Source organism: Janthinobacterium sp. GW823-FHT03B06 (assembly GCF_058796955.1).
The window spans coordinates 103,979-129,835 of the sequence record NZ_JBXAJE010000004.1; the positions used below are offsets into that span (position 1 = coordinate 103,979).

Below are 25,857 nucleotides of genomic sequence, written 5' to 3' on the forward strand. Positions count from 1 at the left end.
TCAATCGCCCTCGAACTGCGGTTTTTCTTTCGCCACGAAGGCGTGATAGGCGCGGTGAAAATCGTTGGTGGCCATGCAAATGGCTTGCGCCTGCGCTTCCGCCTCGATGGCTTCGTCGACGCCCATGTTCCACTCCTGCTGCAGCATTTTTTTTGTCATGCCGTGCGCGAAGGTGGGGCCGCTGGCCAGGCCGGCGGCGAACAGCTGCGCCGCCTCGGCCAGTTCTTCCGGCTCGACCAGACGGTTAAGCCAGCCCCAGCGTTCGGCCTCGGCTCCGGCCAGGGAGCGCCCCGTGTACAGCAATTCGGCGGCGCGGCCCTGGCCGATCACGCGCGGCAGCAAGGCGCAGGCGCCCATGTCGCAGCCGGCCAGGCCCACGCGGGTAAACAAAAAGGCCGTCTTGCTGCGCGCCGTGCCGATGCGGATATCGGAAGCCAGCGCCAGCATGGCGCCGGCGCCCGCGCAAATGCCGTCGATGGCGGCGACGATGGGCTGCGGACAGGCGCGCATGGCTTTCACCACGTCGCCCGTCATGCGGGTAAACGCCAGCAGGCCGGGCATGTCGAGCCGCGTCAGCGGTCCGATGATGTCGTGCACGTCGCCGCCCGAGCAGAAATTGCCGCCGCTGCCCGTGATGACCACGGCCTTGACGTCGTCCGCATGCGCCAGCGCGCGGAACAGCTCGCGCAGCTCCGCATACGAATCGAAGGTGAGCGGATTCTTGCGCTCGGGCCGGTGCAGGGTCAAGGTGGCCACGCCGCCTTCGACGGAAAACAGAAAATGCCGCGCGGCGTAGCCGGTCAGGCTGGCGCGGTTGCCTGGCAGGTCTTGCGGCTGGCCCGGTAGATGGCGCATGGTGCTTCCTTTATTTATCGATGGTGTCACGATCGTGTTCATTCAAGTGCTGTTTCATCTGCGACAGCAGGTCGATCAAACGGGTTTTGTCATCGGGCGTCACGCCGTGCAGCAGTTCGGCGATCCAGCCCTCATGCACGCGCGCCATCTCGTCGAACGCGCGCCGGCCCGCTGGCGTCAGCTTGACGCTGTACGAGCGGCGGTCTTTCGGGTCGACCACGCGCACCACGAGTTTTTCCTGCTCCAGCTGGTCGGTGATGCCCGTGATATTGCCGCCTGTGACCATCATGCGCCTGGACAGTTCGCCCATGCGCAAACCTTCGGGAAAGCGTTCGAGCTGTGCCATCAAGTCGAAGCGGGGCAAGGTGATGCCGAAGGTGGCGCGCAGGCGCGTGCGCACCTCGTTTTCGATTTTCACTGTGCACGAGAGCATGCGCAGCCACAGCTTGAGCGACTGGTGGTGGTCCTGCGTCAGCCGGCTGGCCAGATCCAGCACGGGTTCGTCCTGCACATTTTCGTTTTCTTTGTCCATGATCTTCATTCGGTTACATGACTTCGCCGCCGGCGACGGCGATCGATTGTCCATTCATGGCGGACGACGCGGGCAGGCAAAGCCAGGCCACCGCATCGGCCACTTCGCGCGGCTGCACCAGCCGCTGCTGCGGATTGGCTGCCGCCAGTTCCGCTCGCGCCGCGTCTTCGCCGCGCCCCGTCTTGCGCACGATGTTCTGCACGGCTTGCGCCACCATCTCCGTTTCCGTGTAGCCGGGGCAGACGGCGTTGACGGTGACGCCGCGCGGCGCCGCTTCCAGCGCCAGCGCGCGCGTCAGGCCGATCACGCCATGCTTGGCGGCGACATAGGCGCTGACGTAACGGTAACCTTTCAGGCCCGCCGTCGACGCCACGTTGACGATGCGCCCCCAACCCGCTTCCAGCATGGCCGGCATGGCCGCCTGGCAGCAGTGGAACACGCCCGTCAGGTTCACGGCCAGCATCTGCTGCCAGATGGCGGCGTCCGTCTTGCCGAAAGGCGCAGCATGCGCCTGGCCCGCGTTATTGACCAGGATATCGATGCGGCCGAAATGCGCGGCCGCCTGCGCGAAGCCCGCCTGCACGGACGCTTCCACGGCCACGTCGAGCACGCAGATCGCCACCCTGCCCGCGTGGCCCGCCTCTTCCAGCTGCATGCGCGCGCGCGCCAGCCGCGCGCCATCGCGTCCGGCCAGGGTGACCCTTGCGCCCGCGTCCAGCAAGGCGTGCGCGCAGGCCAGGCCGATGCCGCTGCCGGCGCCCGTCACCAGCGCATGTTTTCCTGATAATGCGTCCATCGATGCTTCCTTGTTCATGTCCATCCCTCCAGCAGCCGCGCGGCCACCTGTTGCGGGGTGAGACCCGTGTTGGCGGCGGCCAGCTGGCGCTCGCGCTGCAGATTGCGTTCCAGCTGCTGCTGGCCCGGCCGGTACTGTTTCGGCCAGGCTGCGCCGTTCCCAGCGCCGGCGCCGCTGTAGCCGATGCGCGCCATTTCCGTCAGGGTCCAGGCCGGGTTGGCCAGGTGCGGGCGGCCCACGGCGCACAGGTCGGCGCGGCCGGCGGCGATGATGCTGTTGGCGTGGTCGGCTTCGAAAATCGAGCCGACGGCCATGCTGGCGATGCCCGCCTCGTTGCGCACGCGGTCGGCGAACGGCGCCTGGAACATGCGCCCGTAGACGGGCCGTTCGAGTTTGCTGACCTGGCCCGAGGAACAGTCGATCAGGTCCGCGCCCGCCTGCTTGAACAGGCGCGCGATGACGACCGCATCATCTGGCGTGATGCCGCCATCGACCCAGTCGTGGGCCGAGATGCGCACGCTCATCGGTTTATCCTGCGGCCACGCCGCGCGCATGGCGCGGAACACGCGCAAGGGATAACGGCAGCGGTTTTCCAGGCTGCCGCCATATTCGTCGGTGCGGCGGTTGGTCAGCGGCGAAATAAAACTCGACAGCAGATAACCGTGCGCGCAATGCAGTTCCAGCCAGTCGAAACCGGCGACGGCGGCGGCCAGCGTGGCGCGCACGAAGTCCTGTTCGATGCGCGCTAGGTCGTTTTCCGTGGCCGCGCGCGCCGTTTGCGAGACGCCGGCCAGGTATTGCTGTTCCGAGGCCGAGACCAGCGGCCAGTTGCCCTCCCTGAGCGGCTGGTCGATGCCGTCCCACATGGGCCGCGTCGAGCCTTTCGCGCCCGCGTGGCCCAGCTGCAGGGCGATCTTCGCATCGCTGTTCGCGTGCACGAAATCGACGATGCGCCGCCACGCCTGCGTGTGCGCTTCGCTGTACATGCCGGGGCAGGCGGGCGTGATGCGCGCATCGGCCGACACGCACGTCATCTCGGCAAACACGAGGCCGGCGCCGCCCATGGCGCGCGCGCCCAGGTGCATCAGATGGTAGTCGCCGGCCACGCCGTCGACGGCGCTGTACTGCGCCATCGGCGAGACGGCGATGCGGTTTTTCAGCAGCACGCCGCGCAGCCGGAAAGGCGTGAGCATGGGCGGCAAGGCCTGATCCAGCATGTCCACGCCGGCTTGCTCGCCCGCGCGCCGCGCCAGCCACGATTCATAGCCGGCCACGTAGGCGGGATCGCGCAGGCGCAGGTTTTCGTGCGAGATGCGCTGGCTGCGCGTGAGCATCGAATAGGCAAACTGCGGCGCTTCCATGGCACTGTAGCGCTCGACGTTTTCAAACCACTCCATGGAATTGCGCGCCGCGCTCTGGATCTTCAGCACCTCAATGGCGCGCAGCTGCTGGTAGGCGGCCAGCGCAGCATCCGTACCGTCATGCTTGCCGAAGCAGCGCGCCAGTTCGATCGCGTCTTCCAGCGCCAGCTTGGTGCCGGAGCCTATCGAATAATGCGCCGTGTGGGCCGCGTCACCCATCAGCACGACGGGCACGCCGTCCTGGCGGTGCACCCATTGCCGGCAGACGATGCGGGGAAAGGTGATCCACTGTGCCGAGCCGCGCAAGTGCGGCGAATTGCTCAGCAAACCGTGGCCATCGAGTTCCTCGGCGAACAACGCTTCGCAAAAGGCGATGCCCTCTTCCTGGCTCATGGCGTCCAGTCCCGCCGCGCGCCACACGTGTTCGGGCGTTTCGACGATGAAGGTCGAGGTCTCGCCGTCATACTGGTAGATATGCGCCTGGAACCAGCCGTGCGGCGTCTGGCGGAAGGCAAACGTGAAGGCCTCGAATTTCTTGCGCGTGCCCAGCCAGACGAAGCGGCAATGGCGCTGGTCGATCTCGGGCTGGTAGCTGGCCGCATAGCGCGTGCGGATGCGGCTGTTCAAGCCGTCGCTGGCGATCACCAGGCCGGCATCGTATTGCTTCGCGATGGCCTGGTCGTCCAGCACTTCCGTCTCGAATACCAGCTGCACGCCGAGTTCCTCGCAGCGCGCCTGCAGGATATTGAGCAGGCGCTTGCGGCCGATGCCGCAAAAGCCATGGCCGCCGGAGCGCACAGTCTCGCCCTTGAAGTGGATCTCGATATCGTCCCAGTGGTTGAACGCCTGCAGGATGGCGCGCGCCGTCGGCTCGTCCGCATTGGCCAGGTTGCCCAGGGTCTGGTCGGAAAACACCACGCCCCAGCCAAACGTGTCGTACGGGCGGTTGCGCTCGATGACCGTGATGCGGTGATCCGGGTTCTGCTTTTTCATGAGCAGGCTGAAATACAGGCCGGCGGGGCCGCCGCCGATGCAGACGATATTCATGGGGTGTCCGTGCGAAGTTTGAAGCGCTGCAGCTTGCCCGTTTCCGTGCGCGGCAGCGCAGGCAAGAAACGAATGGCGCGCGGGTATTTATACGGGGCGATCTGCTGGCGCACGAAGTCCTGCAATTCGGCCGCCAGCACGTCGCCGGGCTGGAAACCATCCTTGAGCACGATGTGCGCCTCGACGATCTGGCCACGCTCGGCATCGGCGCGCCCGACCACGCCGCATTCGGCCACGGCAGGGTGGCGCAGCAGCGCCTCTTCCACTTCCGGGCCGGCGATGTTGTAGCCGGCCGAGACGATCATGTCGTCGCTGCGCGAGCGGTAATAGAAATAGCCGTCGGCATCCATCTCGAAGGTGTCGCCCGTCAGGTTCCAGCCGTTCTGCACGTACTCGCGCTGGCGTGGGTCGGACAGGTAGCGGCAGCCGGTGGGGCCCTTCACGGCCAGGCGGCCCGTCACGCCGGGCGGCTGCGGCACGCCCGCATCGTCAACGATGCATGCCTGGTAGCCGGGAATGGCCTTGCCGATGGCGCCGCGGCGGATGCCCTCGCCCGTGGCGGAAATGAAGATGTGCAGCATTTCAGTGGCGCCGATGCCGTCCGTCATGGCCAGTCCCGTCGCCGCCTGCCAGGCGTCGCGCGTGGCCAGCGGCAGCGCCTCGCCTGCCGACACGCACAAGCGCATGCTGCTCAAATCGTGGCCGGCCGCCAGGGGCGCCATCTGGCGGTAAAAAGTCGGCGCCGTGAAGCAGATCGTGGCCTGATAGGCAGCGATGGCGCGCAGCAGGGTCTCGGGCGTGAGTTTTTCCAGCAGCACGGTGGCCGCGCCAAAACGCAGGGGAAACAGCAGCAGGCCGCCGAGGCCAAAAGTAAAAGCCAGCGGCGGCGTGCCGATGAAGATATCGTCGGCGCGCACCTGCAGCATGGAACGGGGAAAGCAGTCGCAGATGGCCAGCAGGTCGCGCTGCATGTGCATGGTGCCCTTGGGGACGCCCGTCGTGCCCGAAGTAAAGCTGATCAGGCAGACGTCGTCGGCCGCCGTGTCGTGCGCGGGAAATGGCGCATCGTGGGCCGCCATGCGCCGTTCCAGTTCCGCATCGGCGGCGCCAAAGCACAGCATGGCCGGCAAGTCTGGCAAGCCGTCGAGCTCCCCGCGCAAGCCCTGCGCGCACAGCACGGCGTTCACTTCCGCCCTGGCCAGGATGGTGGACAGTTCGCGCGCGCGCAGCAGCGGCATGGTGGGCACGGCGATGCAGCCGGCCTTCAGCACGGCCAGCAGGCAGGCGGCCATCATCGGGGTATTCGCGCCGCGCAGCAGCACGCGATTGCCGGGGATCAGGCCCAGGTCGGCGCGCAATACGTGGGCGATGCGGTCGACTTGCCGCGCCAGATCGGCGTAGCTCCAGCGCTGGCCGTCGGCAAGGATGGCGGTGCGCTCGCCGCCGCCGTTGGCCACGGCCGCATCGAGCAGCGCGGCGACGCAATTGAGACGCGGCGGATACTGCAGCTCGGGCAAATCAAGGCACAGCTGCGGCCAGAGTGCGCGCGGCGGCAGGTGCGCGCGCGCAAAGTCGTCCTGGGGAGATGCGGTGGTAGGCGAAGGGTCGCTGCTCATGCTCATCCTGGCTGGTGACGGGCGCGTGCACAAGGCCCGGAAGCAGATACTTTAAACCTAAAGTATTTTTCCAGCAAGCAGAAACAGCAATTTCAACACACCTAACAAAACCGTAGCGAGCGGATGGGAGGCTCGGCGCCCCCGTTGACCCGAGAAGCGGAGCTGTGCGGATGCACAGTGAGCATCGGAAGCCGCAAATCACGACGCGCAGTAGGTTTTGTTATGGTGTATCAGTCGGCGCCGTCCTGGCGCAGCAAACGCGCCTGCTGCGCCGCGCTGCGCGCCAGCGCGGCCAGGGCCGCCTGTATCTGCTCGCCATCGAGCACGGCCGACTGCAGCAAGGCGCTCATGCCGGCTTCCGCACCATGCAAGCCCAGGGTGCGGCAACCGAGGTGCAGCCGTTCGAGCTGCTGGCGCGCCTGGGCCGGTTCGCCGCGCGCCAGCAAGGCGTCGACCTGTTCGCTGGCGGCGACTATCTGCCCCTGGAAGCCCGTCAAGTAGGCCAGCAGGCGTTCGCCGTCGATGCCCAGCCGCTGCAAGGTGTCGCGCGGCGCTTCGGCCGGCAAGGCGCAGACGTCAAAGCAGGCGTCGATATGCTGGCGCACCTGCTCCGGCTGAAAGGGTTTGACGATGTAGCCGGCGGCGCCGGCCTGCACGGCGTCGCGCACCGTGTCGTGGTCATTGGCCGACGAGACCAGCACCAGCGGCATGGCGTCGAGCGCGCTGTCGGAGCGGATTTTCTGCAGCAGCTCCATGCCTGACAGGCGCGGCATGCGCAAGTCGCAAAAGCACAGCGCGGGGCGCAAGCCGCCTTCGAGCTGCTCCCACGCCGCCGCGCCATCTTCGGCTTCCACGATATCGTGCACGCCGCAGCTGTCGATCAGATGCATCAATACCATGCGCGACACGACATCGTCGTCAACCACCAGTACTTTCATTGCTTTCTCCATTGGCGGCAGCGTCAGAGTGCCTGGCCGCATTCTACCCAGTTTCGCCGCGCGCTCCACGGCAGGAATTGCCTATTTTACATTTCCTTGCCCGAAACGGCTATTTGCGTCAACAGTGCGCGCAATTGCGGCAAATGCAGGGCCACCTGCGTCCAGCGCCCGCCATCGGCCGCCTCCTCCATTTCCGTGCACAGCATGTGCAGCTGCGTTTCGTCGAGATAGGCGGCGCTGCCCTTCAATCCGTGCAACAGGCGCCCGGCGTTGTCCTGGTCCTGCGCCGCCAGGGCATCGTCGAGTTCGCGCAGGCGCCCTTCCAGGTCGGCGACAAAGGCGACGCGGATGCGCCGCTGCAGTTCGCCACTGCGGATGGATTGGGCGGACGCCGCCGCCGGGATGGCCGGCGCGACGCCGAACAGGGCGTCGAGTTCCGCCTGCCCCCGCGCGCTAGCGCGCGGCGCGTTCGATGGCATGCGCGGCAACATGAAACCGCGCTGCAGCTGGCGCTCGATGGCGCGCGCCAGCAAGCCATGCAGCGCCGCCTCGTCCACCGGTTTGCTGAGGAAATCATCCATGCCGACGCCCAAGTAGCGGCTGCGGTCTTCTTCGCTGGCGTTCGCCGTCAGGGCCACGATCATCAGTTCCTGGTCGCGCACGGGCTGGTCCGGCCAGCCGCCCACGCGGATCAGACGCGTCGCCGTGGCGCCATCCATCTCCGGCATGCGCCCGTCCATCAGGATCAGGTCATAGCGCGTATGCACGCAGGCCGCCACCGCCAGCACGCCGTTGGCGACCACGTCGACCCGGTGCCCCAGTTCTTCGAGCATGACGCGGATGATGATCTGGTTGGTCGGGAAGTCTTCCGCGCACAGCACGCGCAACTGGTGGCTGTGCGGCGCCAGCGCCACCTGCGGCACCAGCGGCGGTGCCACGCCGTCGGCCAGCGGCAAGGTGAAGGCAAACGTGCTGCCCTGCCCCGGCGTGCTGGCCACCTCGATCTCGCCGTCCATCAGTTCGACCAGCTGGCGGCAGATCGCCAGACCCAGCCCCGTGCCGCCGTAGCGCCGCGTGGTGCTGGCATCGGCCTGCTCGAACTTCTGGAACAGGCGCGCCATCGCGTCCGCATCGATGCCGATGCCGCTGTCGCTGACGCTAAAGCGGATCAGGTTGACACGGCGTCCGCCGCTGCCGCTGGCCACGCCGGCCCGCTCGACACACACGCTGACGCCGCCGCGCTGGGTGAACTTGAAGGCATTGCCGACCAGGTTGACCAGCACCTGGCGCAAGCGGGTCGGATCGCCCACCACGAAGGGCGGCAGGTCGGGCGCGAAATCGATGGAGAAACCGATGCTGCGCGCGGCCGCCTGCTCCTCGAACAGGGTGACGACCGTCTCGATGGCCGCGCCGAGCGCGAAATCGATGTTTTCGATACTCAGCTTGCCCGCCTCGATCTTGGAAAAATCGAGCAAGTCATTGATGATCACCAGCAGCGACTGGGCATTGGCCTGGCCGCGCAGGATCTGCTCGCGCGTGGCGTCGTGCAGCTGCTCGTCGCGCAGGGCAAAGCCCAGCATGCCGATCACGCCGGCCAGCGGGGTGCGCATCTCGTGGCTCATGTTGGCCAAAAATTCCGACTTCTGGCGCGTCGCATCCTCGGCCTTGCGCTTGGCCTGGCGCAGGCTTTCCTCGTTTTTCGTCAGGCTGCTGTTGACTTGTGCCAGCTTTTCCGACTGGGCCAGCACCTCGATTTCCTTGCTCTGCAACTCGGCCGTGCGTTCGCCGACGAGTTTTTCCAGCTCGTTCTGCTGGCGCCGCAGCGCGCGCACGCGCTGGCGGTACGCGCCATACACGGCGCCCAGCAGCAGCAGCGCCATCAGGGTGCGGAACCACCAGGTCTTCCAGAACGGCGGCAAAATCGTGATGGCCAGCGTGGCGCCGCTCTCGTTCCACACGCCGTCCTTGTTGGCCGCCTTGACGCGAAACACATAGTTGCCCGCGTCGAGGTTGGTGTAGGTGGCAAAGCGCCGCCCCGCATCCGTCATGACCCAGTCCTGGTCGAAGCCTTCGAGCCGGTAGGCGAACATATTGCGCTGGGGCGCGGCGAAATGCAGGGCCGCGAATTCCAGCGAAAAAACGCTTTCACGGCTGGTCAGCACCAACTCGCGCGTATGGTCGATGGCCTTCTTGAGCACATGCGCGAACTCGCCGCGGCCGATGGCCACCGGCTTGTTGAAGATCTGCAGTTCCGTGACGGCCACCAGCGGCGGCACGCGGTTGTCGTGGATATCCTGCGGCATGAACGCCGTCATGCCGTTGAAGCCGCCGAAATACATGGTGCCGTCCGACGCACGCAAGGCCGCGCCGTCGAAGTACGAGCCTTCCACCGTGCCATCGGCGCTGTCGTAGTTGCGAAACAGGCCGCTGCGCATGTCGAGCCGCGTGATGCCGCTGTTCGTGCTCAGCCACAGCTGTTCGTTGTCGTCGCCGAGGATGCTGGCGACGGCGTCATCGGCCATGCCATCCTTGCGCAGGAAGCGCCGGAAGCGGATCCCGCCCTTGGCGTCGACGTCCATGCGGTTCAAGCCATTGGCCGTGCCCACCCACAGCACGCCGCGCTTGTCTTCGTGCAGGAAATGCACTTCATCGTGGCTCAGGCTCTGCGGGTTTTGCGGATCGTGGCGGAAATGGCGGAAGCGGCCGCTGGCGCGGTCCAGCAAGTCCAGGCCGTGGAAGGAGCCTATCCACAACCGCCCCTTGCCGTCTTCCAGCACGGGCCGCACCATGTTGTCGGACAGGCTGTTCGGATCGGCCGGGTCGTGGCGGTACGTGGTAAAACGGCGACTGACGGGATCGAAGCGGTGCACGCCGCCCCGCGTCGAGACCCACAGCATGCCGCTGCGGTCGCTCACGACATTGCGGATGGTGTCGCTGTTCGGGTCGCCGGCGGCAAAGCGCATGGTAAAAAAACGCCCCAGTGCCGGATCGAAGCGGTGCAAGCCCGTCGAGCCGCCCACCCACAATACGCCGTCCGGCGCCTTGTACAGGGTGGTGACCTGCTCGTCGCGCGACATGCCGGGTGCGCTGCGCAGGTCGAACAGGCGCGAGCTGCCGTCGCGCGTGTCGTACAGTTTCAGGCCGCCCTTGGTGGCCAGCCACAGCTTGCCATTGCCCGCGTCGGCCACGGCGCGCACTTTCTTGTCCGCCAGCGCGCCCACGTCGCCGGGCGCGCGCGCCATGCGCGCAAAGCCGCCGCTGCCCAGGTCGACCCGGCTCACGCCGTTGTACCAGGAACCGACCCAGAAGGTGCCGGCGCGGTCGCGGTAGAGCGACGACAGCTGGTTGTCGGCGACGCTGAACTTGTCGCCCGTCTGGTGCCGGTACTGCAGGAAGGTGTCGCTGTCGGGCAGCCAGCGGAACAGGCCATCGGCATTGCTGCCCAGCCAGACGGTGGCGTCGACATCCTGGTACAGGCTGGCCACGCGGATGGCGGAAAAGCCATGTTTCTCGCCGAAGCGCACTCTTGCCTGCGGCGGCTGGCCGGCGCCGCCCAGACGCCAGCGCTCGGCGCCGGCCATAGTGCCGATCCACAGGTTCTGCTGGCGGTCGACCAGCAGCGACTGGATCACGTTGTACTTCGAGCCGGGCGTCGCATCGACGGCGAAATGTTCGAAGCGCTCGCTGCCCGGCGCCAGCATGTCCAGGCCCGTTACCGTGCCGATCCACAGGCGCTGTTGCGCGTCCAGCGCCAGCGCCTTGATTTCATTGTCGCCCAGGCTGTGCGGGTTGCCTTCTTCATGGTGCCAGGTGCGGAAGGCGCCCGTGGCGGGGTCGAAATGCTGCAAGCCGTCCGAGGTGGCGATCCAGAAGCCGCGCGCGCCATCGTCGAGAATGGCATGGATATGCCGGTTGCCGTTGCCGCGCTTGCTCTTTTCGCCGGGACCATAATGGATGAAGGTCTGGCTGGCGGCGTCGAAGCGGTCCAGCCCATTGTCGGTGCCTACCCACAGCTGGCCCTGGCTATCGACATGCAGCTCGCCGACCCAGTTGTCGGCCAGGCTGGTCTTGTCGCCCTCGATATTCTTGTAGACGACCATGCGGTAGCCGTCGTAGCGGCTCAGACCGGACTGGCTGCCGAACCACATATAGCCCTGCCGGTCCTGGGCGATGGCCAGCACCGATTCCTGCGCCAGGCCCTGGTCGACGCTGAGCTGGTCGAAACGCAGGGTGGGCGCAGGCGCCGCCATGGCCCAGCCGCCCAGCAGTAAAATTAACAGTGAGGCAACATCGCAAACACGTCGAAATACCAGCACAATCGTCCTGTCAAAAAAAACGCGAAACTCCGGCAACTGTTCCGGGGGCCGTCTCAAGAACCAAAAAACGCCAGTACATCGTCCTTGCGGGCCTGCGTATCGCGCTGTCCAAGACGGATCAGCTCGTTAGTATACGTCGATTCGAACAATAAATACGATGCCAGCGCCGCGCCGCGCGCTTCGGCCGCGCCGATGCCCGACAACATGGTGCGGATGGGACGCGGCAAACTGCCGATATGCCGGCTGGCGATGGCGTCGAGCCGCTCGGACGGCGCGATGACCAGCAATTCCACCGGCCGCAAGGCCGTCTTGCCCAGCAGTTCGGGCGGCAGCATCGACAAGGTCAGGTTGATGCGGTTCAGGCGCTCGATGTCGACAGCCAGGCCGTCGAGGAAGATCGACGACAGCGCGTGGCCGGCGATCTGCGCCAGGCTCGGGTAGCGCGCCGCTTCCGACGCGGCCGGTGCCGGTTCCGTCATGCGCCCCGCCCCCACCACCAGCACCTTGTTCGCGCCCAGGTGGATGGCCGGCGAGATCGGCGCCAGCTGGCGCATGGAACCGTCGCCGCAGTATTCGCGCTGGCCGCCCACGTACAGGGGCACGGCGGGAAAGATAAAAGGGATGGCGGCCGAGGCGAGCAAGTGTTCCACGCCGATCTGGTCGGGCAAGGCCAGGCGCTGCGTGCGCACCCAGGGCGCGATATCCCCGGCCGTCTGATAAAACGTCATGTGGCGGCTGCCCGAATACGACGACGCCGTCACGGCCAGCGCATGCAGCAAGCCGTCGGCCAGGGCCGCGTCCAGGCGCGGCAGGTCGAGCATGCGGTGCAGCAGGCTGACCAGCGGGGTATTGTCGAGCAGGGAATTGGGCGGCGACGCATGCCACTGGCGCAGCAGCCAGCCGAACGACAGCAAGGACAACCAGCGCGCGCCCGAGCGGATCACGCCCAGCGAATCGGCCCGATACACTTGCTCGACTTCGATGTGCTGCCACACGTCGAGCAGCTTTTGCACGCCTTCGCCGAAGTTATCGGCGCGGCAAGCCAGCGCCGTGGCGTTGATGGCGCCGGCCGAGGTGCCGCAGATGATGTCGAACGGGTTGCGCGCCGGCGCCCAACCCGCTTCCCACAGAATCGCCGAAATCGCCTGCAGCACGCCCACCTGGTAGGCGGCACGGGCGCCCCCTCCCGTGAGTATCAAGCCTGTTTTATTTTGCATTCCCATGCTGGCAGATTAGCAGGGTCTTGATACTTTGTGGAAAAGTTTGGAAGTTACTGAGTGCACCGGAAAAGGATGATACAAAGTGTGCAGAACAACATCCAGACAGACTGCCCACGTCACGGCGCCGGACAAAACCGTAGCGAGCGGAAGGGAGAGGTGGCTAAGAAGCGCAACCGTACTCTAGTACGGTGAGCATCGCAGGCCGCCTATACCGACGCGCAGTAGGTTTGGTCCGGTGCCCCTAATCGCCCCGGACCATGCCTTCGCGCCGCGGATCGGCGCCGCCAAACCAGAAATCCTTGCCATGCGCATTCAGGCGCATGATGCCCTGCAGGCCGGAATTCTGCTCAATCACGCGCACCTCGTGGCCCATCGCCTGCAGCGCCTCGACTTGCGCGGCCGGCGCGCGGCCCTTTTCCAGTTCCGTCGGACCGTTGCGGCTGCCGAAGTTGGGCAGGCTGATGGCCTGCTGCACGTTCAAGCCCCAGTCCATTGTGCCGACCAGGACCTTGGCCACATAATTGATGATGGACGAACCGCCGGGGGAACCTGTGGCCAGCACCAGCTTGTGCGTGCCCTTCTCGAACACGAGGGTGGGCGACATGGCGCTGCGCGGACGCTTGCCCGCCTCGACCCGGTTGGCGATCGGGCCATCGGCATCGCGCGAATCGAACGAGAAATCCGTCAGCTGGTTGTTCAGCAAAAAGCCGTCGACCATCTGGCGCGAGCCGAACGCGTCTTCCACACTGGTGGTCATCGACAAGCCGCCCCCAAAAGCGTCGACGGCCACCAGGTGCGACGTCGACGGGCGCTGCAGGGCATTGTCCATGCCCCACGCCACCTGCATGCCGGGTGGCGTGCCGGGCAAGGCTTTACCCATGGATTTCTCGCCGATCAGGGCGGCGCGCTGCGCCAGGTAGGCTTTGTCGAGCATCGAAGCGACGCCCTTGCCAGGCAGCGGCACGAAGTCCGTGTCGGCCACGTAGCGATTGCGGTCCGCGTAGGCCAGGCGCCCCGCTTCCGAAAACAGGTGGATTGCCTGCGCATCGGGCACGCCGTCGACGGGCGCATATGGCCGGATATCCTTCACTTCCAGGATGCCCAGCATCTGCGCGATGGCGATGCCGCCCGACGATGGCGGCGGCATGCCGCACACGGTCCAGGCCTTGTAATCGCTGCAGACGGGCTCGCGCACCTTGGCCTTGTAGCCGGCGATATCCTGCGCCGTCAGCTTGCCCGGATTGGTCGGGTGCGACGCCACCTTGGCGGCGATGTCGCGCGCGATGCGGCCCTGGTAAAAGGCGTCGGCGCCGCCGCGGGCGATCTCGCGCAAGGTGCGCGCCAGCTGCGGATTTTTCAGCACGTGGCCGACGGGCCAGGCCTTGCCCTCGCCGTCATAGAAATACGCGGCGGCGACAGGGTCGCGCTTCAGGGCCTGGTCCCAGGTCAACAGGCCGTTGAGGCGCTGGCTGACGGGAAAGCCGCCGTGCGCCAGCTTGATGGCGGGGCCGAACAGGGTCGCCCACGGCAGCTTGCCATGCTCCTTGTGTGCCAGCTCCAGCATGCGCAGCACGCCCGGCGCGCCCACGGAGCGCCCGCCCACCACGCCCGTGGCGCGCGAGACGGGGCTGCCGTCCGCATTCTGGAACAGGTGTTCATCGGCGGCGGCCGGCGCCGTTTCGCGCCCGTCGAAGGCCTGCACGCCCTTGGCCGTGGAGTACAGCAGGAAGGCGCCGCCGCCGATGCCCGACGATTGCGGCTCGACCAGGGTGAGTACCAGCTGAGTGGCGATGGCCGCGTCGATGGCGCTGCCGCCTTTTTTGAGCATCTGGTAGCCGGCATCGGCGGCCAGCGGATTGGCGGCGGCGACCATGAATTTCTGCGCCGCCCAGCCGTTTTTTTCCGCATACGCGGTGGCGATTTCCGGCGCCTTTTGCGGCACTTCGGCAAATACGGGACTGGCGGCCAGCGCCCCCAGCAAGGTCAGGCTCAGCGCCAGCGGCTTCAATGCGATCATGGATTCTCCGATAAAAAAAGGGCGCACAGCCAGGCAAGGCTGTACGCCCCATACGGGGGTATCCTACATCAAATCACGCCACGCTTATTTGGGCTGCATGCGGATGGCACCATCGAGACGGATGGTTTCGCCATTGAGCATGACGTTTTCCACGATGGCCTTTACCAGTTGCGCGTATTCGCCGGGCTTGCCCAGGCGCGAAGGGAACGGCACCATCTTGCCCAGCGCATCCTGCACTTCGGCCGGCATGCCCAGCAGCATCGGCGTCTCGAAGATGCCGGGCGCCACCGTCATCACGCGGATGCCGTTGCGCGACAGGTCGCGCGCCATCGGCAGGGTCAGTCCCACCACGGCCGCCTTCGACGAGGCGTAGGCCGCCTGGCCGATCTGGCCATCGTAGGCCGCCACGGAAGCCGTGTTGATGATGATGCCGCGCTCGCCTTCCGCCGTCGCGTCCTGTTTCGCCATGGCGTCGGCCGCCAGGCGGCACATATTGAAGGTGCCCACCAGGTTGATGTTGACGACTTTCTGGAACAGGGCCAGCGGATGCGGGCCATCCTTGCCCACGGTTTTCACGGCCGGCGCCACGCCGGCGCAGTTGACCAGGCCGCGCAAAGTACCTAGCTTGGTGGCCGCAGCCACCACGGCCAGGCCGTCCTCTTCCGACGTCACGTCGCATTGCACGAACACGCCGTTCAGTTCAGCGGCCAGCGCCTGGCCCGCCTCCGTCTGCACATCGGCCAGCACGACCTTGCCGCCTGCTGCCGTCAGCATGCGCGCCGTGGCCGCGCCCAAACCCGATGCGCCGCCCGTGATGATGAATACATTGTCCTGAATCTGCATGAAAACTCCTGAGTGATAAGGGCCGTGTTCCCGGCGCCTGATGGTTGCATGGTGCCATAGTTACGTTTACGTAAACGTAATGTCGGCGACAATTGTAGCCATTTTTTGCGCAACACAGCCAAAAGTTATGGATAAACGGAGCAGGCCGGCGTTGGAGCGCTCAGCGGGACAGGACGAAAGCACCCGCCGTGATCAGCAGAATGCCGATCACTTTCGGCATGGTGAGCGCTTCCTGCAGCACGCAGCAGCCGATCAGGGTCACCAGCGCCATCGTGATGGCCGTCATGACGGGATAGGCCAGGCTGATTTGCAGCTTTTCCAGCGCCACCGCATAGCAGATGAAACCGAGGGCATAGGCTCCCCCTGCGCCGCCCAGCCACAGCAGGCGGACGATATTCAGGCCGCTGCCATACTGGCTGGACATTTTGATCAGCAAGGTGGCCGCCGCGCTGGCCACTGAGGCCAGCGCGCACCATAGGAAGCCTGCAGAAGCGGAAGTCATCATCGGTAGCAGTTCGGGTACGGTTTCGGGAGAGGGTGCGACATTCTACAGGCTGGCGCCGACCGCCAGCGCCATGCAGGCGGCGATGACCACGAGGCTGACGGGATCTTTACTCACATACAACACGGGATCTTCGTTGACCTCGCCCCTGAAGGCCAGCGTCCACAATCGTCCCAGCCAGAACACCAGCAGGGGCACGATACCCAGCAACAGGTAAGGGCGCGCATACAGCACCAGGATATTTTGGGAATTAAAGTACAGCATGAACACCAGCAGCGAAATGAATCCGCTGTTCACGCCCATGATGCCGATCGGCGCCTTATCGGCCGTCGTATAGCTGCGGCCGCGCGTCTTTTCCTTGCCTTGGCGCTCCAGATTGAATAACTCGCTATAGCGCTTGAGCAGCGCCAGGCTAAGGAAAATAAAGAAGGAAAAGGCCAGCAGCCAGAACGACGGTTCGATATGCGTCGCCGCGCTGCCCCCCAGTATGCGCAAGGTATACAGGATGGCGAGGGTGACGATATCGACCATCAGCAAGCGCTTCAGGTAAATCGAGTACGCGAGGGTGGTGGCGAAGTAAATCGCCACGGCCAGCAACAGCAGCGGATCGAACAGTGCGCAAATGGCCAGCGCCAGGATGGCCAGCAGCGGACTGGCCAGAAGGGCAACGGGCAGCGGCAGGCTGCCGGCGGCTATGGGCCGGCGGCACTTGCTGGGGTGGCGTCGGTCATCGGGCGCATCGAGCGCATCATTGAGCAGATAGGCGCTAGAGGCGCACAGCGAAAAAGCCACAAACGCCACCAGCGCCTGCAGGAAAGTCGGCAGATTCAGCGCATGGCCGGCCAGCATCGGCACAAAGACCAGCAGATTCTTCAGCCACTGGCGGGGCCGCATTGCCTTGAGCAGGGGCGCGCCCCACCCAGTGCGCGGCGTGCCCGCTGGCTGCGTGGCGCCGCCACCCGCCAGCCGGAACGGCGTGCGCGTGACGGAAAGCGCCACGTTGCTGGCATTCCATACCGCGACGTCAACACTGGCATTGCCTATGTAATCAAACCCCCTGGCACCAAACAGTTCGCTCAGTTGATGCGCCTTGTTGTGCGAAGTGAGATTGATCCCACCCTCGGTGGCCAGCACGCGGTCAAACAGGCCCAGGTGGACGGCGATGGCATCGGCGAAACGGCGCTGCGAACCTGTCGCCAGAATGATCTGGCGCCCTTCGCTGCGCTGTCGCGCAAGGTCGGCCAGCAAAATCTGATCATACGGCAAGGCTTGTGGATCGATCTCCACCATGTCCGCCATTTTTTCCTTGAAGCCAGCCTTGCCGGAAAATAGCCAGAACGGCAAGCGCCAGAGCTGCAGGAACCGCACTTTGATAAAGATGAGAATCGCTTCCCACAGCAAGTCCGAATGGATCAGCGTACCGTCGAGATCAACCACCAGCGGTACACTCTTCTGTTCACCCTGCGCGTGCAACATCGGTTCGGCCATGATATTACCTTCCCGTGCCGGATGCCGGCATGCGTAACAGCAACCAGGCGCTGTCCCGATCCAGCGTGGGCATGGCTGGCGCACCGACACGCGCACTCAGTGCGCACAACATGAATGCCACGGCAACGGGGATGAACGCGTCAAACTGGCGCCCTTCATTGAACTGTCCCACCATAAAGGTCATGGTCAGCAAACACGGCAGGATAATCAGGCAGCGCCGCAGCGGCGCCGACGCATAGCGCCAGCCGCAGGCGGCCACGAGATACCACAGCAATAAAGGGCCAACGTTCTGTACCAGCGTACGCGGATGGTGCAGGAAGAGATTGATATTGTTGTCAATCTTGCCGCCCTCCCATGCCTGATGAGCTGGCAACACATAAAACATCAGTACGCGCACCAGGCCGTACAGCAGCAGTTGCAGCAAGATCCATCCCGCCAGCGAGCGCAGCTTCATCTGTCCAAGCAAGACAAAGCCGCTCGTCACGATCAGGAAAAGCGTTATCTCGTGATTGAACGTTCCCGCCACCAGCATCGCCACATAGGGCAGCATTTCACGGCGCAGCAGGTGGTAAAGGCAAAAGGAATAGACAAAAATAATACCGATATCGTAAAACGTGTAATAGGTGACCGTGGGCGCCCACATGCACAACACCAGAAACTGCGCCACGAAGGCCAGGTCTCGTCGGATGAAGAGAGCCGCAAAACGCCGGACCGACCACAGCATCAGCACAATGGCCAGTACCTGGGACCAGAGAAAACACTCGATAGCGCCCAGGCGGGGGAACAGGTACTGCAGGACCTGTGCCGGGAAAATGAACATGACGCGGTGCTGGAACGGCGGCGTACCTTTGAATGCCATAATGTCATCGATCATGTACCAGCTTTCCTGCGTGCCGAAACGCAGGAGCATTCCGGCAAACACTGCGGTGTAAATGGCGAACAACAGGTAGTCGAGCCCATCGTCGCTCTTTGCTGCGGGCCGATGCAAACGATACAGGAACACTGCGGCAGTGACGGTGAATGCCAGCCAAAGCAACAGGTAAAAGCTTACCAAGGCATCCATTTTCTGAATATAGAATGCCAGCGGGTGGCGGTCCGCGTGTCCCAGTACCTTATTGAGGACCGACCATGAGCGCCCGTCATAGGCCGCCTCCAGCAGTGCGTTTCCTGCCAAAAAATACCAGGAAAATACAGCCAGGGCACAGATGGAAAACGTGACGAACAAGAGACGAAGATGGGCTGGTTTCATTGTGGATTGCTAACAATACGATGACAACAATAAATTATTAAATATTTATTGTTATTGTTTCATGGTATATACAAAAAAGCAATAATTAAATCCCGGCCACTCATCCTTGATATTTGTTTTTTATCAATATTTAGAAAATGGAGCCGTGGCAGCATGCATGGCGCCCGGCGGCAACGCACAGGGCCTGCCTATTGCTTCCGGCATGGCAGCGCGATGCGCTGGCACCGACTCCTTAGAAACACTGCATGAAAGCGCCATTGCGGTGGCAGATGCGCCCGTTGGCATCGAGCGTGGCGTTGCCCGCGCCGTTATAGCGCGCGCCGGCAGCGTCGCGGCAACCGCCCGTGTCGCATGAACCGATGGGCTGCGGCGCGCGCGGCATGGGCGCGGCCGGGCTGGGCGGCAGCGGCGCCATGGGCACGACCGGTGGCGCTGGCTGGGCCGGCATGCGGCCGATCACCTGCGCCACGGAACGGCGCGGCTGCACGGGCGGCGCCGGGCGGCACGGTTCCACCGAGAGCTTGCCGCTGTCGCGCGGGTCGAGCTGGCACACGGGCAGTTGATCGGACGCAGCAGGTTCCTGCGCCCAGGCATCGCCGCCAGCGAGCAGCAGGGCGCCGGCCAGCGCCAGCATGGTTTTTGTCATCGTCTTCATGCCCCCTCCCCAAGCATCGATCATACCGCTTTCATTATTGGCACACACGGCGCCAGATGCCAGCGCGAGTAACACGCACACGCTGGCAGCCGCCATGTCCACGCTGCAACGGTGTTTTATTTCCTTTCAGCACTTTCCTTCTTGCCAGGATGGCATTACAATAAGAACGATTCTTATTCTCATTCACGGAATAGGAGCGCAGTTTATTGCATTTTCAATCATTCATACCCGAGCCACCCGGAAGGCAGCCAGGAAAAAACAACATCCGGAAAGTTCACCATGACCAAGCGCAGTCCCGCCTTCATTCATCCTGTTACGCCCGCCCGCCCCATCCATTGCGCCACTCTGCTTCTGCCCTGCCTGCTCTCCTTGGCCGTCAGCAGCGCCTGGGCCGAAGGCAATGCGGCCGCCGATCCCACCATGAACACGGTGGTCGTCACGGCATCAGGCACGGCCATCGACATCAAGGATGCGCCGGCCAGCATCAGCGTCATCACGCGCGAGGAAATCGAACGCCAGCCCGTGTATGACTTGAATACCCTGCTGCGCCGCATCCCCGGCGTGACGGGCGGCACCAGCCCCGTGGGCGAAGAGTCGAAGATCAAGCTGCGCGGCCTGCCAGACAAATACACCTTGATCCTCGTCGACGGCAAGCGCGTCGGCAGCTCGGCCGACACGGCCTACCGTCCCGACCTGGGCCGCCAGGACTTGAACTGGATCTCGCCCGACATGATCGAGCGCATCGAAGTGGTGCGCGGCCCCATGTCGTCGCTGTACGGCTCGGACGCCATGGGCGGCGTGATCAACATCATCACGCGCAAGGTGCCGGGCAAGTGGAACGGTTCGGCCACGGCCAACTACACGCAGCCGCAGGACAGCGGCCGCGGCACGGCGCACCAGTTGGGCGTGAACCTGGCCGGCCCCTTGTCGGACACGGTGGGCATGCGCCTGGGCGTGGGCCAGACGCGCCAGAATCCCGATGAAAAAGCAATCGGCAAATCGGGCGGCATCGGCGGCGAACGCAACCAGACTGTCTCGGGCCAGCTGAACTGGGCGCTGGACAAGAAGCAGAACCTGTCGCTGGACGCCAGCTACGGCAAGCAGCAATCGACGGATTCGACCACGCTCGACGCGGACGGCTACCCGCTGTTCGGCGCCTGGGGCGCGAGCAAACTGATACGCAAGAGCGCCAGCATCGGCTATGAAGGCCGCTGGGACTTCGGCAAGGCCGTGGTCAACCTGTACCACAACGATTTCGACAACGAAGTCGTCGGTACGGTGGCCAAATCCAAGGACAGCACGCTGGATGCCAGCCTGGAAAAACGGGTCGGCTGGGGCGGCATCGAGCAAATGCTGGTGATGGGCGGCCAGTGGAAGCACCAGGAATTGACGAATACGGACACCATCGGCACCGTGCCCACCGATTACCTGGGCAACCCCGTGAGCGGCGCCACCCTGTCCGGCACCACCTCGGCCCTGTTTGCGGAAGATCAGCTGTTCCTGCGCGACAACCTGACGGCCACGGCCGGCCTGCGTCTCGATCACCACAGCAAGTTCGGCAATCACTACAGCCCGCGCCTCTACCTCGTGTACCACCCGGCCCCCGCCTGGACCATCAAGGGCGGCATCTCGCAAGGCTTCCGCGCCCCCAGCCTGAAGGAAAACTCGCCGGCGGCGGCCACGCAGTCGGGCGGACGCGGTTGCGGCAGCCTCAAACCGCTCGGCTACATCACGGGCGGCTGCTACATGGCCGGCAATGCGGACTTGAAGCCGGAAACGAGCACGGCCGGCGAGATCGGCGTGGCGTGGGAACAGAATGGCTGGGACGTGGGCCTGACGTACTTCCACACGGATTTCAAGAACAAGATCGACTACGCGCCGCTGGGTTTTTACCAGAAGCAGTGGTGGACCAAAATGACGAATATCCAGAAAGCGCGCACCAGCGGCCTGGAAGCGACGGCGAATATCCCGCTGACGAAAAACCTGAACTGGCGTAACAACGTGACCTACATGGCCGAGGCGAAAAACCTGACCACGGGCGCCAACCTGCTGTCGACGCCGAAGCTGTCGTGGTATTCGGCGCTGGGCTGGCAAGTCAACGACCAGCTGTTCGGCGAAGTGTCGGCCCAGTACACGGGCAAGGAACTCGACGCGGGCAAGCTGGCCGACAAGGCCTACACCATCGTCGACACCGTCGTGTCGTACAAGTTCACGCCCCAGTGGACCGTGCGCGGCGGCGTGCAGAACCTGTTCAAGAAGGGACCGATGGCCGACGGCCTGGTCGACTACTACGTGCCGGGACGCCGCATGTTCGTCGGCCTGACCTCAAGGTTCTAATAACGGGGCGGCGGCGCATCGGGCGGCGGCGTGGCGGCATTGGCCGGGACGCTGCTGAGCATCTGCCCGGCGATGGGCACCTTGTGGCCGCTCGCATACATGCATTGCTGGTAGGCGTAGTCATAGCGGCGCTGCATGCCATATGCGGAACTGTCCGCCGCGCCCGTGCCTGCCAGCGCGCCGAACAGCAAGCCCGTGCCCGCGCCCACGCCGGCGCCATGGCCGCCATCGATGGCGGCGCCGGCCGCCGCACCGAGCACCGTACCCAGCGCCGCGCTGCGCAGGCCGCTGTCGACGCTGGCCTGCTGCACCGAACTGCCGCCCAACTGGCCTTGCGCATAGCCGCGGCACTGCAGATCGTCGCTGCGGAATTGTTCGAAACTCTTGCCCGTGCCGGGCAAGACCATGGCCGACGGCCCTTCCGGCATCACCGCGCAGGCAGCCAGCAGCAGCGGCGCCAGCAGGCCGGCACGCCCCATTAACGCTCTCGTATTCATGTTGACCTCCGCGTCAGCGCACGCTGGTCGGCAGCACGGCACGCCATGCCGTACTACAATTTTTCACGTAGGGATAATAGCCCTGCGGCCGCGCGCAGTAGTACCACATCTGCGCCGTCGGCACGCCGCCCTGCTCGATGTAAACGGGAGGCACGACGGGCGGCGGCTGCACGACCACCGTGCGCCCATACGGATAGGGATAGCCATACCACGGGTCGCCATACCAGCCCGGCCCATAGCCATACCACAAGGGCGCTCCCACCCAGACGCCCACGTGCGAATGGCCATGAAAGTGGCCGTGATGGCCGTGGAAACCGCCGTGCCGGCCCGGCTCCGCCTGGGCCAACCCGGCAACACCGCCCAATATCAGCAACGCCAGCAGCGCGCCGCCCTTCCTGTTGATGCTGTCCATGACTTCCTCCCGCCTTCCCTGCCAGACTGTGAAGCTCACCTTTTCACTCCATTATTGGCAAGGGGCCGGCACAAGCAAAGGCGCCGTAACAATTGCTCACTTTTGATACGCCGAGGATATGGAGTGCAGGAAAGTTTCACCTGCAGAAAATGCAAACAGCCCCGCGGCGCGGGCCACGGGGCTGCATGGAGTGGCGCGGTCTATTGCGCCGGCAAGCTTTGCACGGGTGTCGCCGGCGCCAGGATGGGCGGCACGGGCGCGTGGACAGGTGCCGGCGCCTTGACGGCCAGCCAGCCCGTGGCCGGCAGCAGCGGCACCAGCAGCAGGGCCACGATATTGATGATCTTGATCAAGGGATTGACGGCCGGTCCCGCCGTATCCTTGTACGGGTCACCCACGGTGTCGCCCGTGACGGCCGCCTTGTGCGCGTCGGAACCCTTGCCGCCGAAATGGCCATCCTCGATGTATTTCTTCGCATTGTCCCAGGCGCCGCCGCCCGTGGTCATGGAAATGGCCACGAACAGGCCCGTCACAATCGTTCCCATCAAGAGGCCGCCCAGCGCCGCCGGCCCCAGCAGCATGCCGACGACGATGGGCACCACGACGGGCAGCAAGGAGGGCACGATCATTTCGCGGATGGCCGACGCCGTCAGCATGTCGACGGCCTTGTCGTATTCGGGCCGCGCCGTGCCCTCCATGATGCCCTTGATGTCGCGGAACTGCCGGCGCACCTCGACCACCACGGCGCCGGCCGCGCGGCCCACGGCTTCCATCGCCATGGCACCGAACAGGTACGGAATCAGGCCGCCGATGAACAGGCCGACGATCACCATGGGGTTCGACAAGTCGAAGGTGATGTGCTGGCCCACGGATTCGAGCGCATGCGTGTAGTCGGCGAACAGCACCAGCGCAGCCAGGCCGGCCGAGCCGATGGCGTAGCCCTTGGTGACGGCCTTGGTGGTGTTGCCGACGGCATCGAGCGGGTCGGTGATGGCGCGCACGGAGTCGGGCAAGCCCGACATTTCCGCGATACCGCCCGCGTTATCGGTGATGGGGCCATACGCGTCGAGCGCGACGATGATGCCCGCCATCGACAACATCGAGGTGGCCGCGATGGCGATGCCGTACAGGCCCGCCAGCTGGTACGAGACGAGGATGGCGACGCAGACGGCCAGCACCGGATACGCCGTGGACTTCATCGACACGCCCAGGCCGGCGATGATATTCGTGCCGTGGCCCGTCGTCGACGCTTCGGCGATGTGGCGCACGGGCTTGAAGTCCGTGCCCGTGTAGTACTCGGTGATGTAGACCATCAGGCCCGTGAGGACGATGCCGACGACGGTGGCGCCCAGCATCTTGTAGCGCATGGCGTCGTCGGGCCACAGCAGCCACGTCACCACGGCAAAGCCCACCAGCGACAGGCCCGCCGCCCACCACAGGCCCGTGTACAGGGCCGACATGATCTTCTTCCCGGGTGCCGTCTTGACCATCGAGCAGCCGACGATGGAGGCGAGGATGGAAACGGCGCCCAGCAGCAGCGGATAGAGGATGGCCGTGCTGCTCGCTTCGGCCATCAGCAGCGCGCCCAGCAGCATGGTGGCGATCAGGGTCACGACATAGGTTTCGAACAGGTCGGCCGCCATGCCGGCGCAGTCGCCCACGTTGTCGCCCACGTTGTCGGCGATGACGGCCGGGTTGCGCGGATCGTCCTCGGGAATGCCGGCCTCCACCTTGCCCACCAGGTCCGCGCCCACGTCGGCGCCCTTGGTGAAGATGCCGCCGCCCAGCCGCGCGAAGATGGAAATGAGCGAGGCGCCAAAGGCCAGGCCGATCAGGGGCTTGATCAGGTCATGCTGGGTGAGGCCTGGCGCGCCCGTCGTCACCAGCAGCCAGTAGAACAGGGTCACGCCCAGCAAGCCCAGACCGACGACCAGCATGCCGGTGATCGCCCCGCCCTTGAAGGCCACGTTCAGCGCCTGGTTGATGCCCAGGGTGGCCGCCTGCGCCGTGCGCACATTGGCCCGCACCGAAACATTCATGCCGATGAAGCCGCAGGCGCCCGACAGCACGGCGCCGATCAGAAAACCCAGCGCCGTGTGCAGGCCAAGCAGCACATAGATGGCGATCAGCAGCGCCACGCCGACGATGGCGATGGTGCGGTACTGGCGCGCCAGATAGGCGGCCGCGCCCTGCTGGATGGCCAGCGCGATTTCCTGCATGCGCGCGTTGCCGGGATCCTGGCGCAGGATCCAGCTGCGCGACACCAAACCATAGATGACTGCGACCACGCCGCAGGCTACCGCAAACCACAAACTGGCTGCCATATCGTCCCCTTCTGTTTTTATCCGACGTCATTGCCGACAGCTGCAGACCGCACCGGGTAGGCGCGCGCAGCCAGGAAAACACGACCTGCAAAAAACTTCAACTACGAAAACGTAAGACATACAGCCATGCTTGCAGTCTGCCTGAAAAGCGGGCACAAAAAAAGCGGACACTGAGGTCCGCTTTTCAATACTGCTTATTCCGCCAGGGCGGCAAATGCGCTGTCGCGGATTTGCTCGACCGGACCGACGCCGGCGATGCGGCGGTATTTCGGCGCGCCCGGCAGGCCGGATTTGGCCCAGTCGTTGTAGTAACCGAGCAAGACCTTGGTCTGGTTGTGGTACACGTCCAGGCGCTTCTTGACCGTTTCCGCCTTGTCGTCGTCGCGCTGGATCAGCGGCTCGCCCGTGATGTCGTCGACGCCGTCGACCTTGGGTGGATTGAATTTGACGTGGTAGACGCGGCCCGAACCCGGGTGGCTGCGGCGGCCGTCCATGCGCTCGATGATCGACTCATCCGGCACGTCGATTTCCAGCACGTAGTCGACATTGATGCCGGCATCCTTCATGGCGTCCGCTTGCGCGATGGTGCGCGGGAAGCCGTCGAACAGGTAGCCATTGGCGCAATCGGCTTCCTGCAGGCGGTTCTTGACCAGGCCGATCATGATGTCGTCCGACACGAGGCCGCCCGCATCCATGACTTTCTTAGCTGCCAGGCCCAGTTCGGTGCCTTCCTTGATCGCCGCGCGCAGCATGTCGCCCGTGGAGATTTGTGGAATATTGTATTTTTCTTTGATGAAGTTAGCTTGGGTGCCCTTGCCGGCACCGGGTGCTCCTAAAAGTATCAGACGCATT

General features: G+C 64.7%; 19 protein-coding genes. 1 reads left to right on the forward strand and 18 read right to left on the reverse strand.

The genetic code is table 11. The features are described 5' to 3' along the window. From AC1RBA_RS15105 to AC1RBA_RS15170, 14 genes are all read right to left on the reverse strand, one after another. Entirely contained in the window at nt 1-855 is an 855-nt protein-coding gene (locus AC1RBA_RS15105; RefSeq protein ID WP_492418887.1) for an enoyl-CoA hydratase family protein, read from the reverse strand. 10 nt (nt 856-865) lie between these two features. Beyond that, entirely contained in the window at nt 866-1,387 is a 522-nt protein-coding gene (locus AC1RBA_RS15110; RefSeq protein WP_099410421.1) for a MarR family winged helix-turn-helix transcriptional regulator, read from the reverse strand. A gap of 13 nt (nt 1,388-1,400) precedes the next feature. Then, entirely contained in the window at nt 1,401-2,201 is an 801-nt protein-coding gene (locus AC1RBA_RS15115) for an SDR family NAD(P)-dependent oxidoreductase (protein ID WP_492418889.1), read from the reverse strand. Continuing rightward, nucleotides 2,198-4,591 (reverse strand): bifunctional salicylyl-CoA 5-hydroxylase/oxidoreductase, encoded by a 2,394-nt coding sequence (locus AC1RBA_RS15120; RefSeq protein WP_492418891.1) that lies wholly within the window; start codon nt 4,589-4,591, stop codon nt 2,198-2,200. Before AC1RBA_RS15120 ends, AC1RBA_RS15115 begins: the two co-directional genes overlap by 4 nt. Continuing rightward, nucleotides 4,588-6,207 (reverse strand): AMP-binding protein, encoded by a 1,620-nt coding sequence (locus AC1RBA_RS15125; protein ID WP_492418893.1) that lies wholly within the window; start codon nt 6,205-6,207, stop codon nt 4,588-4,590. Before AC1RBA_RS15125 ends, AC1RBA_RS15120 begins: the two co-directional genes overlap by 4 nt. 230 nt (nt 6,208-6,437) lie before the next feature. Beyond that, nucleotides 6,438-7,145 (reverse strand): response regulator, encoded by a 708-nt coding sequence (locus tag AC1RBA_RS15130; protein WP_070312085.1) that lies wholly within the window; start codon nt 7,143-7,145, stop codon nt 6,438-6,440. Between the two features lie 86 nt (nt 7,146-7,231). After that, nucleotides 7,232-11,395, reverse strand: coding sequence for a hybrid sensor histidine kinase/response regulator (locus AC1RBA_RS15135; RefSeq protein WP_492418895.1), 4,164 nt, complete (start codon nt 11,393-11,395; stop codon nt 7,232-7,234). 119 nt (nt 11,396-11,514) lie between these two features. Continuing rightward, entirely contained in the window at nt 11,515-12,684 is a 1,170-nt protein-coding gene (locus AC1RBA_RS15140; RefSeq protein ID WP_070224601.1) for a patatin-like phospholipase family protein, read from the reverse strand. Nucleotides 12,685-12,922: 238 nt separating this feature from the next. Further along, nucleotides 12,923-14,698, reverse strand: coding sequence for a gamma-glutamyltransferase (ggt, locus tag AC1RBA_RS15145; protein WP_492418897.1), 1,776 nt, complete (start codon nt 14,696-14,698; stop codon nt 12,923-12,925). An 84-nt stretch (nt 14,699-14,782) separates the two neighbouring features. Next, nucleotides 14,783-15,541 carry a 3-hydroxyacyl-CoA dehydrogenase gene (locus tag AC1RBA_RS15150; protein WP_070224603.1) on the reverse strand — a complete coding sequence of 253 codons (759 nt, stop codon included), beginning with the start codon at nt 15,539-15,541 and terminating at the stop codon, nt 14,783-14,785. A 160-nt stretch (nt 15,542-15,701) separates the two neighbouring features. Continuing rightward, nucleotides 15,702-16,046, reverse strand: a complete 345-nt coding sequence (locus AC1RBA_RS15155) for a DMT family transporter (protein ID WP_071650290.1) — start codon at nt 16,044-16,046, stop codon at nt 15,702-15,704. Nucleotides 16,047-16,088: 42 nt separating this feature from the next. Then, the gene (locus AC1RBA_RS15160; protein WP_083287177.1) at nt 16,089-17,531 is read right to left on the reverse strand and encodes a UbiA family prenyltransferase; all 1,443 of its coding nucleotides are present in this window, start codon (nt 17,529-17,531) and stop codon (nt 16,089-16,091) included. A gap of 4 nt (nt 17,532-17,535) precedes the next feature. Next, complete coding sequence (locus AC1RBA_RS15165; protein WP_139143015.1) at nt 17,536-18,780, reverse strand: hypothetical protein; 1,245 nt, start codon at nt 18,778-18,780, stop codon at nt 17,536-17,538. 232 nt (nt 18,781-19,012) lie between these two features. Further along, nucleotides 19,013-19,435 (reverse strand): hypothetical protein, encoded by a 423-nt coding sequence (locus AC1RBA_RS15170; RefSeq protein ID WP_492418898.1) that lies wholly within the window; start codon nt 19,433-19,435, stop codon nt 19,013-19,015. A gap of 279 nt (nt 19,436-19,714) precedes the next feature. Here AC1RBA_RS15170 and AC1RBA_RS15175 point away from each other — a divergent pair, with 279 nt between their 5' ends. Next, nucleotides 19,715-21,772, forward strand: a complete 2,058-nt coding sequence (locus AC1RBA_RS15175; RefSeq protein WP_492418900.1) for a TonB-dependent receptor domain-containing protein — start codon at nt 19,715-19,717, stop codon at nt 21,770-21,772. On the opposite strand, the gene AC1RBA_RS15180 is transcribed toward AC1RBA_RS15175, so the two are convergent. From AC1RBA_RS15180 to adk, 4 genes are all read right to left on the reverse strand, one after another. Beyond that, on the reverse strand, nt 21,769-22,269 hold the full coding sequence (locus tag AC1RBA_RS15180) for a glycine zipper family protein (protein ID WP_492418902.1): 501 nt from the start codon (nt 22,267-22,269) through the stop codon (nt 21,769-21,771). The two genes, AC1RBA_RS15175 and AC1RBA_RS15180, sit on opposite strands and share 4 nt — an antisense overlap. Nucleotides 22,270-22,282: 13 nt before the next feature. Further along, the gene (locus tag AC1RBA_RS15185) at nt 22,283-22,681 is read right to left on the reverse strand and encodes a hypothetical protein (protein WP_492418903.1); all 399 of its coding nucleotides are present in this window, start codon (nt 22,679-22,681) and stop codon (nt 22,283-22,285) included. 200 nt (nt 22,682-22,881) lie between these two features. Next, complete coding sequence (locus tag AC1RBA_RS15190; protein WP_070224610.1) at nt 22,882-25,005, reverse strand: sodium-translocating pyrophosphatase; 2,124 nt, start codon at nt 25,003-25,005, stop codon at nt 22,882-22,884. A gap of 194 nt (nt 25,006-25,199) precedes the next feature. Beyond that, nucleotides 25,200-25,856, reverse strand: coding sequence for an adenylate kinase (gene adk / locus AC1RBA_RS15195; protein ID WP_070224611.1), 657 nt, complete (start codon nt 25,854-25,856; stop codon nt 25,200-25,202). Nucleotide 25,857: the final 1 nt, after the last annotated feature.

What these genes read in the sequence shown, in the direction of transcription:
- AC1RBA_RS15130 (WP_070312085.1), bottom strand. Translation starts at nt 7,145, where the DNA reads ATGAAAGTACTGGTGGTTGACGACGATGTCGTGTCGCGCATGGTATTG.
- ggt (WP_492418897.1), bottom strand. Translation starts at nt 14,698, where the DNA reads ATGATCGCATTGAAGCCGCTGGCGCTGAGCCTGACCTTGCTGGGGGCG.
- AC1RBA_RS15150 (WP_070224603.1), bottom strand. Translation starts at nt 15,541, where the DNA reads ATGCAGATTCAGGACAATGTATTCATCATCACGGGCGGCGCATCGGGT.
- AC1RBA_RS15105 (WP_492418887.1), bottom strand. Translation starts at nt 855, where the DNA reads ATGCGCCATCTACCGGGCCAGCCGCAAGACCTGCCAGGCAACCGCGCC.
- AC1RBA_RS15190 (WP_070224610.1), bottom strand. Translation starts at nt 25,005, where the DNA reads ATGGCAGCCAGTTTGTGGTTTGCGGTAGCCTGCGGCGTGGTCGCAGTC.
- AC1RBA_RS15185 (WP_492418903.1), bottom strand. Translation starts at nt 22,681, where the DNA reads ATGGACAGCATCAACAGGAAGGGCGGCGCGCTGCTGGCGTTGCTGATA.
- AC1RBA_RS15180 (WP_492418902.1), bottom strand. Translation starts at nt 22,269, where the DNA reads ATGAATACGAGAGCGTTAATGGGGCGTGCCGGCCTGCTGGCGCCGCTG.
- AC1RBA_RS15175 (WP_492418900.1), top strand. Translation starts at nt 19,715, where the DNA reads ATGACCAAGCGCAGTCCCGCCTTCATTCATCCTGTTACGCCCGCCCGC.
- AC1RBA_RS15135 (WP_492418895.1), bottom strand. Translation starts at nt 11,395, where the DNA reads ATGGCGGCGCCTGCGCCCACCCTGCGTTTCGACCAGCTCAGCGTCGAC.
- AC1RBA_RS15160 (WP_083287177.1), bottom strand. Translation starts at nt 17,531, where the DNA reads ATGGCCGAACCGATGTTGCACGCGCAGGGTGAACAGAAGAGTGTACCG.
- AC1RBA_RS15125 (WP_492418893.1), bottom strand. Translation starts at nt 6,207, where the DNA reads ATGAGCAGCGACCCTTCGCCTACCACCGCATCTCCCCAGGACGACTTT.
- AC1RBA_RS15115 (WP_492418889.1), bottom strand. Translation starts at nt 2,201, where the DNA reads ATGAACAAGGAAGCATCGATGGACGCATTATCAGGAAAACATGCGCTG.
- adk (WP_070224611.1), bottom strand. Translation starts at nt 25,856, where the DNA reads ATGCGTCTGATACTTTTAGGAGCACCCGGTGCCGGCAAGGGCACCCAA.
- AC1RBA_RS15170 (WP_492418898.1), bottom strand. Translation starts at nt 19,435, where the DNA reads ATGAAGACGATGACAAAAACCATGCTGGCGCTGGCCGGCGCCCTGCTG.
- AC1RBA_RS15165 (WP_139143015.1), bottom strand. Translation starts at nt 18,780, where the DNA reads ATGAAACCAGCCCATCTTCGTCTCTTGTTCGTCACGTTTTCCATCTGT.
- AC1RBA_RS15120 (WP_492418891.1), bottom strand. Translation starts at nt 4,591, where the DNA reads ATGAATATCGTCTGCATCGGCGGCGGCCCCGCCGGCCTGTATTTCAGC.
- AC1RBA_RS15110 (WP_099410421.1), bottom strand. Translation starts at nt 1,387, where the DNA reads ATGGACAAAGAAAACGAAAATGTGCAGGACGAACCCGTGCTGGATCTG.
- AC1RBA_RS15155 (WP_071650290.1), bottom strand. Translation starts at nt 16,046, where the DNA reads ATGATGACTTCCGCTTCTGCAGGCTTCCTATGGTGCGCGCTGGCCTCA.
- AC1RBA_RS15140 (WP_070224601.1), bottom strand. Translation starts at nt 12,684, where the DNA reads ATGGGAATGCAAAATAAAACAGGCTTGATACTCACGGGAGGGGGCGCC.